Origin of the sequence: Polyangium fumosum (assembly GCF_005144585.1) — a bacterium.
Lineage (GTDB): Bacteria > Myxococcota_A > Polyangia > Polyangiales > Polyangiaceae > Polyangium > Polyangium fumosum.
The window spans coordinates 36540-48977 of the sequence record NZ_SSMQ01000051.1; the positions used below are offsets into that span (position 1 = coordinate 36540).

9 protein-coding genes are annotated in these 12438 nt (G+C 69.3%); 3 read left to right on the plus strand and 6 right to left on the minus strand.

The annotated features are described in order from the left end of the window. Positions 1 to 143: 143 nt before the first annotated feature. Positions 144 to 536 carry a VOC family protein gene (locus E8A74_RS35965; protein ID WP_136933613.1) on the plus strand — a complete coding sequence of 131 codons (393 nt, stop codon included), beginning with the start codon at positions 144 to 146 and terminating at the stop codon, positions 534 to 536. Between the two features lie 2 nt (positions 537 to 538). Here the strand turns inward: E8A74_RS35965 and E8A74_RS35970 are convergent, their stop codons facing one another. After that, positions 539 to 1501, minus strand: coding sequence for a macrolide 2'-phosphotransferase (locus E8A74_RS35970; RefSeq protein ID WP_136933614.1), 963 nt, complete (start codon positions 1499 to 1501; stop codon positions 539 to 541). A gap of 490 nt (positions 1502 to 1991) precedes the next feature. Between E8A74_RS35970 and E8A74_RS35975 the strand changes: the two genes are divergently transcribed. Both E8A74_RS35975 and E8A74_RS35980 read left to right on the plus strand, forming a co-directional pair. Beyond that, on the plus strand, positions 1992 to 2990 hold the full coding sequence (locus E8A74_RS35975; protein ID WP_232379904.1) for a Rab family GTPase: 999 nt from the start codon (positions 1992 to 1994) through the stop codon (positions 2988 to 2990). Further along, positions 2991 to 4349, plus strand: a complete 1359-nt coding sequence (locus tag E8A74_RS35980; protein ID WP_170229624.1) for a hypothetical protein — start codon at positions 2991 to 2993, stop codon at positions 4347 to 4349. 66 nt (positions 4350 to 4415) lie between these two features. On the opposite strand, the gene E8A74_RS53120 is transcribed toward E8A74_RS35980, so the two are convergent. The 5 genes from E8A74_RS53120 to E8A74_RS36005 all read right to left on the minus strand — a co-directional run bounded on the left by E8A74_RS53120 (position 4416) and on the right by E8A74_RS36005 (position 12335). After that, complete coding sequence (locus E8A74_RS53120) at positions 4416 to 5921, minus strand: PGRS family protein (RefSeq protein ID WP_170229625.1); 1506 nt, start codon at positions 5919 to 5921, stop codon at positions 4416 to 4418. 45 nt (positions 5922 to 5966) lie between these two features. Continuing rightward, complete coding sequence (locus E8A74_RS35990; protein WP_136933616.1) at positions 5967 to 7031, minus strand: hypothetical protein; 1065 nt, start codon at positions 7029 to 7031, stop codon at positions 5967 to 5969. A gap of 58 nt (positions 7032 to 7089) precedes the next feature. Next, positions 7090 to 8757: a serine/threonine-protein kinase gene (locus E8A74_RS35995; protein WP_136933617.1), complete on the minus strand. Its 1668-nt coding sequence runs from the start codon at positions 8755 to 8757 to the stop codon at positions 7090 to 7092. A gap of 91 nt (positions 8758 to 8848) precedes the next feature. After that, positions 8849 to 9727, minus strand: coding sequence for a S1C family serine protease (locus E8A74_RS36000; protein WP_170229626.1), 879 nt, complete (start codon positions 9725 to 9727; stop codon positions 8849 to 8851). Positions 9728 to 9746: 19 nt separating this feature from the next. Next, positions 9747 to 12335, minus strand: coding sequence for an ATP-binding protein (locus E8A74_RS36005; RefSeq protein ID WP_170229627.1), 2589 nt, complete (start codon positions 12333 to 12335; stop codon positions 9747 to 9749). Positions 12336 to 12438: the final 103 nt, after the last annotated feature.

Below are 12438 nucleotides of genomic sequence, written 5' to 3' on the forward strand. Positions count from 1 at the left end.
GATCGTCGACCTCTGCCAGGAGATCGTCGACCTCTGCCAGGAGGTCCCTCGACCTCCTCCAGGAGGTCCTCGACCGGCGCCAGGAGGTTGTGCAACCGGGATCTTGGGTGACACCGCGGCGCCGGCCGCCATACACTTGGTTCATGCGAATGAACCAGGTCACCGTGCCGGCCACGGACATCGCCGCCTCGATTGCCTTCTACCAGGCGCTCGGCTTGCGGCTGATCGTCCGCGCCGACCACTACGCGCGCTTCGAATGCCCCGACGCGGCCGGCGGCGAACCGGCCACGTTCTCATTGCACCTCCAGAACACGCCGCCCGGAAAGGACGGCGTGGTCGTTTATTTCGAGGAGGACGATCTCGACGCGACGGTCGAGCGCCTATCGAAGGCGGGTCTCACCTTCGACGTGCTTCCCACGGACCAGCGCTGGCTCTGGCGCGAGGCGTACCTCACGGATCCGGCGGGCAACCGTGTATGTCTCTATCGGGCCGGGGAGGCGCGACGTTTTCCGCCCTGGCGATTGCAGGGTTCCTGAGGTTACCCGCTCTCTTGGGCGATCGTCGCGAGCATCGTCCGGGAGAACTCGATCACGCTTTCATTTCCCGTCGTGAGCCCCCACTTCGCGCCGAGCGCGGGGAACGCGGCCCAGCGCTCGGCGGCGTGCGCGGCGAGTCCACTCCACGTCGTGCCTCCGGCCGCCTCGAACCGCTCGATACACGATTCGAGCGCGGCCTTGCCGAACGTGCCGACGAAGAGCGCGAAATCGATCGACGGATCCCCGAGGTGGGCCTCGGTCCAGTCGAGGATCCCCGTCAACCGACCCTCCTCGTCGAGCAGCAGGTGGCCCGGGTGGAGATCGCCGTGCACCAGGGCGCGGTGGCGCGGCCAGATCGCGTCGTTCGCGAGCCAGCGTTGCCAGCGCGCCCAGACCCCCTCGGGCGGCGCGAGCACGGCGCGTGTATCGTCCATGGCACGGGCGAGCTCGGCGCGGGCCTCGTCGATCGATTTCGTGGGAACACCTGCCGCTTCGATCGCACGGGCGTCCACCTTCTGGAGGGCCGCGAGGGCCTCGGCGAACGACGTGATGAACACGGCCGCGGGGGCTTGTGGATCGATACGATTCCAGACGACGCCGGCCGCGGGATCCACGGTGACGGCCGGGACGCCGCCGAGGCGCGGGTAGGCGATCACCTGATCGGTGAACACGCGCCAATGCGGCACGGCGACGGGCAGGTGCGCGCGCACGAGGTCGAGCACCCGCGCTTCGACGCGCGCGGCGGAGGCCACGGACAAGCGCCGCGGCGTCCGCACGACCCACGGCACGCCTTCCTCGTCGTGGGCGTGCACCACGAGGAAATCGAGGCCACTTCGATCGAAATCGGCCATTTCGGTCGTGACCCGGAGCCCCGCGCGGCGCGCGGCCGCGAGGAGCGCGGGGGCAGAATCGAGTGGCTCGAAGGACGAAGATGCCGCGGACGAGAGATTGTTACCTTCAGTCATGAAAAACTCCTCTTCGCGCGCCCGAAGGCGCATACGGAAGGGGAAGACGCGCAACGCGTCGTCTCACGACCGGCAGCTCGAGAGAGAGCATTCACCGTGGGCTGCCAGGCTGCCGGCGTGAGCCACCGCGCCCCGTCTTCCCCGAGGGAAGCGGGCACGGACAAGCACCCACGCGCTCGCTGCATCGACCCAGCCATGCCGGGGATACAAGGAGACGAGGATGCCGAGCTCAGCGCAGCCGAAGGAATGCCACGGCGCGACCCTGCCACACGACGGGCGAGAAGGCAACCCTCTCGTCGCTTCAGCCGGAGAACGTGCACGACGAAGAGCGCATTTCGAGCGCAACGGACTCCCGACAACCGCCGAAACCCTGTGTTCCGTGATTCAATTGTGGGCTACACTGGGGCTCGCCGACGGACGAGCCGGACGGCCTTGCGTGACGCGCGGGCCGTCCCGTCCTCGACGATGGGGGCCATTCCGGGGGACTTTCATGTCGATGCTCATCGCCTCGTGCATCTTGCTCGCATTCGCCCTGGCCGGGCTCGTCCTCATGGCGTCGCGACATCGGCGGACGACACAAGCCGAAATCGACGCTCGCAAGCGCGCCGAGGTCCTGGAACATGAAAACAGGGCGCTCGGGGCGAAGCTCCACGTCGCCGTGGAAGAAGACAAGAAAAAGGTCGGCTGGCTCGACCACCAGGAGCAGGAGATCCTCTGGCTCCGGGCCGAGCTCGAAAAGCGGCCCAAGATCACGCGCAAGACGTACAAGATCCTCACCCTCGGCGTCAAGGCCACGGGAAAGACCTCGCTCACGCTCAAATGGGCGAACCCGCTCATCGACCTCGGCGTCCTCGCGGGCACCAAGATCGATCGGTACGAGCGGACGGTGAGCCACGTGTCCCAGAAGGACGTGGTCATCGAGCACGTCTTCGAGGTCGGCGATTGGGGCGGCGAGCACATCGTCGACGCGCAGCAGGAGCTCATCGGGGACGAGATTCACGGCCTGCTCATCGTGGTCGATCTCGGCGGCAAGGACGCAAAAAAGGTCGAGCCCGGGCGCATCCAGGAGCAGCTCCAGGAGTTCCAGTCGCAGGCGCTCAAGTACTTCTTCGGCCCGAAGACCGTGGCGTCGTGCAAGACGGTCGTGCTCTTCATCAACAAGAGTGACCTGCTCTCGGGCACGCCGCTCGAAGTGGAGGAGCAAGCGAAGAAGCTTTATGCCCCGCTCATCGAGAACCTGATGAAATACTCGATGCAGCTCGACATCCGTGTCTTCGTCGGCTCCGCGAACTTCGGGCACTCGACCCACCTTCTGTTCTCGCATTTCGTGGAGCGTATCCTCCCGAAACACGCGTACGATTCGCAGCTCTTGCAGCGCATGGTGAAGGACTTCTCGGAGGCGCCGAAGGCGGCGACGTCGGAGAAGACGATCCCGCTGCCCGCGGTGAGCGCGTCGTCCGAACCTCCCAAACTTTCGCGGGTGAACTGAATGAGCGCGCGCGGCGGCGACCGAAGGGGAAGCTACGTGGCGCCGACGTACAAGGCGCCTCCCGACGTGGCATGGTACCATTTCCTGCACGGGAACGTCCCAGGGCACCAGATCGATTTCATCCATCACCCCGAGGTGCCGCAGGGGCCCTTGTCCCGGCAGCATTTCGGCCACCTTTCGCGGCTGCTCAAGTACATCGAGCCGCGGACGACGAGTGATTGCGCGTTCGCCATCGGGAACCTCTCCCGCGACGATACCCAGCACGAGCCGGGGCGCGGCGGCGTGGCGCTCATCTTCGGGCTGCGCATCCGCGGCGCCCGCGACCACGCGGGCCGGCAAGACCCGCCGTTTTCGCACGCCATCGTGGCCATCGAGCGGGATCTCGACGCGGCGTTCGTGCAGCGCGCCGCGCTCGAATTCCGGGCGCGGCTCTTCGAACGTACGGCGGTGACGGCCGAGGGCAGCGGCTGGTATCACACGTATGCCCGCCGCGGCGAGGATCCGGCCGCGGCGCTGCCGCTCTTGCAAGCCTACCAAGCGAGCTTCGAGGGGCTGCCGGCCGCGGGCCCGGGGACACGCTCGCTCCGCTGGGCGGTGGCCGAAGAGGTCAAGCTGCCGGGGCGTATCGTGATCGTGCACGACGACGAGGCCCCCTTCGAGCAGATCGCAGGGTGCGCGGCGCGGATCGCGGCTGTCCTCTATCGATCGAACATCAAATGGACGGCCCTTTCGAACGGGCGCGAGTCCGACCTGCCGAACGGCGTCACGATCCGATTTTTGCCTGCGAGCGAGGTCGGCCCGCAGCCTTCGGGGACGCCGGTGCTCCCGCTCGAACGCGTGCCGCTCGACGAGGACGAGCTCGCGCGGGAGCTGTTCGGCGCGACGCCCGTACGTGGGGACGACGAACCCGAGCGCGGGCGTGGCTGGCGAGATCAATATCGTGGACCCGCGGAGGCCCTGTGCGCGGAGGGGCCCGCGCCGGCGGACGAGGCCGCTCCCTGTGCCGAAATGCCATTGCCCGTGGCCAAACGATGGCCCTGGGCCGGGCTCGGCGCGGTCGTGGCCATGGGCTGCTTTGGCCTGGTTCTCCTGCGCGGGACGAATCCGGACGCCGAATCCGTGGCAGAATCGCCGGCGCCGCTCCTCACGCCCGGCGCGGAGGTCGCGCCGCTCGGCGCCGCGCGGCCCGCGGAGACGCCCTTGGCGAGCCCGTCTTCCGCGGCGCCGAACCCGCAGCACAAGGCCGGCGCGGGCCTCGCCGAGCAGGAGAGCGCCTCGTCGAACAAGCAAGCGAAAGCGCGGTCGCCGAAGGCGCCCCGCAAGCCGCCGCCGGTCGTCGGGGGCCCGCCGAGGTTCTGAACGTCCGCGTTTGGCAGGGAACGTCGCCGCGCCCCGGAGGAGCGCGGCGACGTCGTTTTCAGCGAATCAGTCGAAGGCTTGCGTGCTTGCGCGGACGCCCGCGGGCGCCGGATCCTGGGGATCGCCGCCCGTGCCGCCGGGACCCTCGAGCCCGAGCTCGAACGAGACGCCCGTGGCCGGCGGTGCATTCCCCACGTAGGCAATGCCGATCGAATGCCCACCCCGCCCGCCGCCGCCGTGCCCGCCGTCGCCGCCCTTGCCGCCGCTCCCACCGCCGCATCCGGGCTTCAAAGGGGAGATCAGGGGCGGCGTGCCGCCGATTCCTCCCGCGCCGCCTTTGCCGCCCGCCTGGCCCGCGGCCCCGCTCCCGCCCTTGCCGCCGCTCGCCGTGACGATCGTGACGGCCTCGAAGGAGAGCCGCGCGTCGAGGCTCATCAGGCCAAAGCTCCCGCCGCCCGCGCCCCCGCCCGCGCCGCCTTTGCCGCCGCAGCCGCCCGTGCCGCCGCTTCCGCCGCCGGCCCCGTGGAGCGTCGCGCTCCCCGTCGGGCATTTGTTCGCGCCCGACCCGCCCAAAGAGGCGCCGCCGCCGCCGCCGGCCAATCCCACGCCGCCTTCGCCGCCGATCGTCCCCGGCGCCCCTACGTATCCATTCGCCGAGAGCGCCCCCATTTCCAGGCCGTTTGCGCCGTGCACGCCCATGCTCCCGTTCACGCCGGGCCCGCCCGGCGTGCATTCGGTCAGCGTGAATTCTTCGGGCTCGCCGCCCTGCCCGCCGCTCACGTCCTTGCCGAACGAGCTATTGCGGCCGGCCTTTCCCCAAGGCGATGTGCCGAATCCTCCCGATCCCCCCGTCGATTCGACGGCGCCGCACACCGAGGAGACTTCTTGCACCGTGGAATAGGTGCATGCGGCAAACCCCATTTTCCCGGGGACGCCGCCGGTCGCGCCGGCCGCTTCGCTCGGCGGGGCAACCCCGTCCGCGCCGAGGCCGGCCTCCAGATGGCAACGGACGAGCTTCAAATCGGCCCGGTCCGCGACGACCGCGATGGAGGAGCCTCCACTCGAAACGGCGTCCGCGGCGACGACCTTGAAATTCGTCACGACCGTCGGCCCCTCCGCGCCGACCCGCAAGGGCACCTCCTCCGCGCTCGCGGACAGCGTCGTCACGCCGGCTTGTGTGGTCCACGGCGAGCCGCCGGTGCAATTGTATCCGCCGTGGAGCACCTCTCCGCCGCGGAGCACGAGCGGCTCGATGAACGCCTCGGCGCACGCGTAAATGGGCCTCGCGCCCTGCGTCTGCGCCTTCTCGACGGCCGCGCGCAGCGTCCGCAGCGGGCGCTCGGCCGTCCCCGGATGGTCGTCGTCGCCCGAGGTTGCCACATAGAGCCCGCACGGCGAAGGCCGGCTCGGATCCTCGCCGAGGGGACATCCCGCCTGCGAGCTCGCCTCCCCGGCGCACGTCTTCGTCACGCTGCAATCGGCGAACACGTCGAGCCCGCAGCCCCCGAACGCGACGGCGCCCGCGGCGCAGGCGAGCAGCGCCAGCGCGGAGCTCGCGCCAGGACGGCGCATGGGCCGCGAACCTCCCCCATTCACACCACGCATCATCGTTTTTCCTCAAAAAGTTCCCAGGACCACGAGCGAGCCCCCCTGCGAGGACACCGCGGGGAGCGCGTACACCGAGCCCGTCGTTTCGCGTTTCGGCCCCGAAAGGCCGTACACGAGCGTCCCGACCGCGATCACGCCTCCCCCGACGAAGCTCCAGAGCGCGGCCTCGCCGAGCTGGTTTTGCGCGGCTTTCAGGCGAATGAGATCGGGGCACGGGCCCGCGCCGGGGTTTGACGTGCAGTAATCGTCCTTCGCGCCGGCGAGGGGCTCCGCCTTCGCCGCCGCCTCGCGGCCGCGCGCCTGCGAGAGGGCCGTGAACACGATTCCCCCCACGATTCCGATCCCCGCGGTCACGCTGCCCGCGACGAGCAGCGGCTTGCGCATCGATCCCGGGACGCCCGGCGGCGCGTCCATACCTGCCTCGTCCTCCGTTGGCGCGAGCCCCCCCGCGCGCGGCGCCTCGCCCTTCGGCAGATCCAGCCGCAAGAGCTGCGACGCGCCGGGCTTGGCGTGGATCACGACCGGGCCCGACGAACGCTCGCCGAGCCGCGCCTCGATCGTCCGCCTCCCCGGCTCGACGAAGACGCCGGCGTTCGCCTCGGGCCACGGCATGTCTTCGCCGTCCACGATCAAATGGACGCCCGCCACGTTCGACTGCACGGACAGCTCCGTGACCTTGGCGCGCGCCTCGGACAGCATGGTGGACGTGGCCTTCATCTCGTCCGCCGCCACGTCCTCGGCGTGCCGCAGAAAATACGAGAGGTGCGTTGCCGCGTCGCGGTGGTGGCCGAGCTCGAGCTCGACCCACCCGAGCGTGCCCGCGATCTGGAAGTGCTGCATGATCCGCCACGCGGCCTGCAGTTCGTCGAGGGCGGCCTGCCATTGCTTCGCCTTCGCCGCGTCTTTGCCGCGCACGTAATGCGCGCGGGCCACGTCGGCGGGCGAGGACGACACCTCCGGCGGCTCCGCAGGATCGGCCGCAGCGGCGGGCCGCGCGGCGCTCTGCACGGCGAGCCCCAGGACGAGCGGCAAGAAATACACCGCTCGTTGGGTCCTTTTGATGCTCCCACCCATGCGGCAGGATAACACGAATTGCCAATGAATCGAGCGCTTCTGCGGAAAACTCGCCCGCTCAGCGCTTGCAATTCGGGAAGAACCGAGGGCACGCCTTCGGGCCCGCAGGCGCCTTCGTGCTCGGGGCGGGTGATTTCGCCTTTGTCGTCGCCGGTGCGCGCGGCGCCGGGGGATCGGCCGGCGGTTTGCCCCCGCGGACGGGCAATGCGCTCCGTTTGTCCGTGCTCTCGACTTGTGGCGCGGGCCCTGCGTCCGCCGACGACGACGGCGCGGGCTCGGCTTCCGGCAACGACACGGGCGCAGGCGCCATGTGCGCCCGATCGTCCGGCGCGGGCGGAGGCGAGGGGAGCGCGATCGTCTCCTTCGGCGCGGCCGTGTCCGCGGGCTTTTTCGAGGTCGCCCGCGACGCCACCATGAAAATCAAGAACGGCGCCGCGACGAGCAGGAACAAGAGCGCGCCCCGGCGCATCACCTGCCGCTTTCGCCGCTGTTTCAGCGATGCACCATCCGCCGGCTCGGTCCCGGCCGTCATGGTGATGGCTCCGACCGTCATCACGGTGCTCGGCGTGGTGCCGTTCCCGGTGGTCGGGGAGACCTGCGTCGTCGCGGTGAGAATGGCGCTCAAGGACGCATTGCGCCACGGCGCCCGCGGTCCATCGAACCCCGCGGGGCGCAGCTCGTCCCCGTCGGTCGTTGGATTCGTCCCGGGGGGAAGGATGACCGTGCCATTCAGGGCGACTTCCCCGAGCTGCGTCGGCGCCTCGGCCTCCTCGGGCGTCGTCCCGTCGATCGCAAGCGTGAACTTCTGCGTCTCCGGCAGGACGTCGGGTCGCGGGAGCGTCGACGGAATGGGCAGCTCGAGCGCCGGATCCACGAAGGAAAGGCTCTCGCGCGCGCCTGCCATGGACTCGAGCAGGGCCGCGGCTTCTTGCGCGGACTGGAGACGTTTGGCCCTTTCACGCTGCAAGCATCGGTCGACGAGAGCCGCGAGCCGTGGATCGACGTGACGGACGCGGCTCGCGACCGGCGGAATCTCGGCCGTCAGGATTTGCTGAAAGAGGACGTCCACATTGCCCTTGAAGGGCCGCACGCCGGTGAGCATTTCGTACAGGACGACGCCCAGCGACCACACATCCGTGCGGAAATCGAGATCCTCGACGCATAACACCTGCTCGGGGCTCATGTACCCCGGCGTGCCGACCATGACGCCCGTGACGGTGCGGACGCAGTCCTTCGTATCGAGCTGCTTGGCCACGCCGAAATCGAGGACCTTCACGACGAAGCCGTCGGCGCTCGATTCCCGGTGGAGAAACACGTTCTCCGGCTTCAGATCGCGGTGAATGATGCGGGCCCCGTGCGCCGCCGCGAGGGCGAGCGCGACGTCCCGGCCGATCCGCGCGGCCTGCTTGGATGGCAGCCTGCGCTCGCGCTCCAGGAGATCGGCGAGCGTCTCTCCCGAGAGGAGCTGCATGACGAGAAAAGGATCCCCCGCGGACGTCTCACCAGCGTCGTAGACGTCGACGATATTCGGGTGGGACAAACTCTTGAATGCACGCGCCTCGCGGCTGAGGCGAAGGCGGAGGTCCGCGCTCGGCCGCAGAATCAACTTGATGGCGACGCGACGCGCGGTGCGTTCGCTTTGCGCCTCCCACACCGACCCCATCGCCCCCTCGCCGAGTGGACGGACGAGGCGATAGTCACCCCCGATGCAGTCTCCGGCTTTCATGACCCCCCCGGCGCGCGATGTTACCACTGGCGGTGAGCAACAACACGGAAAAGCCGAGCGGGCTCCCGTTTTGATCGAGATTCGTCCGGGGCTAATTCCCCCGGCGCGCCTTGGGACGTGAGCCGCGCGTGCTCACGAAGCTCCACACGGCGACCACGACGACGATCCCCCCGATCACGGCGGCCGATATCAACAGATTGCGGAGCACGTCCTGCTCCGGATTGCTCTCGAAGGGGAGCACCGGCGCCGCGGGGCCGAGCTTTTCGAGCATTCCCTTCACCACCTCGATCGGGATGCCGAAGTTCAAGCTCTGGGCTCGATTCAACGTGCCCACCGCGACGGCGACGACCTCGCCGCGCCTCGTCATGATGGGGGATCCGCTCGATCCCGGGGAAATCGCGGCCGTGATCTGGATGCCCCACGATTCGAGCTCCGAGGCGCGATCGATTTCCTTGCCCACGCCGCGCTCGCGTTTCGCGGAGACGATCCCCACCGTCAGCGTGCCCGAGAGCCCCAGCGGGCTGCCGATGACCACGACCTCGTCGCCCGTCGCAATGCCGCTCGAATCGCCGAGCGTGAGCGCCGGCAGCCCCGCCCCATCCGCTTTCAGAATGGCGATGTCCCGCGCCTCGTCGTCGCCGAGGCGCCCGAGGACGTCGAGCTTCGAGCCGTCGGCGAGCGCCGCCGTCACCTTCGCGGCGCCGTCCACGACGTGGTGGTTCGTGACGATCCGCCCGTCCGACGAAACGAAAAAGCCCGTCCCCGTCCCGACCGTGTGGCCCGTCGCGTCCTCCACCGTGAGAAGGACGACCGAGGGCTTCGTGCGCTCCGCGAGCTCGGCGAGCTCACTGCCGGCCGCCCAGGCGAGGGCCGGCGAAAAGCAGAGCGTCCATGTCATCGCTGCCGCGAGCCGACGAACCATGGCGGGACGGAATGCGAACAGGCTGCGTTTGTCAAGCGTGATTCGCAATCCGCCTTCCCTTTCGCGCTCAGGCCGAACGACGCACGGGCCTCCGCGCGACGGCCCGCGGGCGTTCGCGGCGCATGTCCGCAACGGAGGAAAGGACACGTTCGAGCTCCGCGGGATCCATCGGCTTCGTCATGTGGGCATCGAATCCTGCGGCGAGCGTGCGGCGGCGATCCTCCGCGCCGCCGTATCCGGTCTGCGCGATGAGGTAGCTGCCCGCCGTCGCCGGGAGCGCCCGGAGCGCGCGGGCCACCGCGAACCCATCCATGTCCGGCAGGCCGAGATCACAGAGCACCACGTCGGGGCGCAGCCGCTTTGCCACCTCGATTCCCTCGGGGCCCGTGTACGCCACCTCGGCGCGATAGCCGAGGAGCACGAGCAGGTTCTGCAGGATGTCGGCGGTGTCGTGGTTGTCTTCGATGACGAGGATCCGCAAAGGGCCCTCGGTTTGTCGGGGCGCCGGGGCTGAGGGCGCCGGGGCTGCGAGCGCGGCCTCCGCCGAGAGCGGGAGCCGCACGCGGAGCGTCGAGCCTTTCCCCGGCCCCGCGCTCTCGGCCTCGACGTCTCCGCCGTGCAATTCGACGAGCCCCTTGACCACGGCGAGCCCGAGCCCGAGCCCGCCGCGCGATCGATCGAGGCTCCGATCCGCCTGGCTGAAGGTCTCGAAGAGCCGCCCGAGCATGGCCGCATCCATTCCGATCCCGGTATCGCTGACCGTGATGCTGACCAGGTTCGTCGGTGGGTCCTCGTCCACCCGCACCTCGATCCGCCCGCCCGCGTCCGTGAATTTGACCGCGTTGTGCAGCAGATTGCCGACGACCTGCGAGAGCCGGGTGGGATCTCCCTCCACCCAGCGGGGCTCCTCCGGCACGGAGAGCGAGAGCGCGAGGCCATTGCCCGACACGATGGACGCGTAATCGTGGACGACGTCGCGGACGATCTGCACGACGTCACAAGGCTCTTGGCGCAGCTCCATCTTGCCGCGGGTGATGCGCGAGACGTCGAGGAGATCGTCGATCATCCGGGCCATGTGCGCGACCTGCCGCTCGATCATGGCGAGCGTCTGGCGCGCCTCCGGCGAACGGCCGGCCTGCATGTCGAGGACCTTCACGGCCGTACGAATGGGGGCCAGGGGATTTCGGAGCTCGTGCCCGAGCATGGCCAGAAACTCGTCTTTGCGGCGATCGGCCTCCTCGAGCGCGAGCCCCGCCTCGCGCAGCGCGCGCTCGGTTTGCTTCAGCCGGGTGACCTCTTGCACCATGACGTTGACGGCCTGCACCAGGCCCGCCGGGTCCTTGATCGGCACGTAGCTCGAAATCCAATCCCGCAGGACCCCAGGCTGCGCGGGGGTCTCCATTCGATACTCGTGGTCCATCGAGCTCTCGCCGGTCTCGAAGACGCGACGGAGCAAGGGCTCGATGGACTCCGGCAAGCCAGGCACGACCTCCCCGAGCGTGCGGCCGATGTGGGCGGCGACGGAGGCGCCATTGTAGCGGGCCAGCGTCTCGTTGATGTTCACGTACCGGAGCTCGGTGTCGAGGACACAGAGGCCCGCGGGCGAGGTCTTGTACACGCTCTGGAGCTCGGCGAGGTGGCGCTGCGCGGCTCGCTCGCTCTCCTTGAGCCTGTGGAGCAGCTCGCCGCGATCGATGACGGCGGCCACCTGATCGCTGAGCGTCTGCATGAGCCGGAGCTCGTCGTCCGAGTACCGGGGGCGCCGGCTCGTCGCGAAGGCCAGCGTGCCGAGCACGCGGCCGTGGGCGATGAGCGGATACCCTGCGTAGACCTGCGCGCCGACCGCCTTGAGCGGGTCGGATCCGTGGAACGTGGAATGCTGGAGGTCTTCGAGGATGAGGGGCTTGCCCGTCTCGGCCACCGCGCCGCAGAGGAGCTCGCCGAAATGGAGCACATGGTATCGCTTGCGCTGCTCGTCCGTGAGCCCCCCGCTCGATTCGAGTTCGAGCGTCTTCGGCGTGGGCCCCTTCATGTAATTGAAATAAAGCTCCACGCCGAGCCCGGCGCCGAGCTCGGCGAACATCGGCCCGAGCAGCTCCCCGGGCTCGTCGCTGAGGACGAGGCGCCCGGCGGCCTTGGCGAGCAGGCCGAGGTGCGTGTTTTGGGCCTCCAGGGCCTCCTGCATGCGCCTCCGTTCGGCGACCTCCTGCGCGCTCTGCTCTGCGACCTTGCGAAGCCGCTCGGCCGCGCGCCGCCATTGCACGCCGAACGCCGTCGTGACCCAGAGGACCACCACGCTGGCCACGCGGCCCGTGGCATCGACCCACGGCGGAACGACGGGCGTCCCCGTGGTGAGAAAGAAGCCGAGCGTCGTGAGGATTGTGCATCCCCCGACGACGACGAGCGTCGCGCCGCGACGGGGGAGCCACACGGCGAGGGAGACGGGCACGACGTATCCGTAGGGAAACATGAATCCCAGGGGTGTCGTGATATCCAGAAGGAAGAGGCCGACCATGAGCACCCCGAGGACGAGCGGACGCACCACGGCCATCCCCGCGAAATGGCGCCGCCGGGCCATCTCGTCCTTCGCCTCGGCGGCAGGCAGCCGGTCTCCCGATAGGATCTCCACAGCGTGCTGGCGGCGCCTCCATCGCACGGCGCATGCATCCCCTTTGGGACGATAAGATGCGTGACACATCGTCCTTCGTCGAGCCGTGAGGCGAGCCGGGCTGGGCTTGCCAAACCAATCGCTCGTGCGG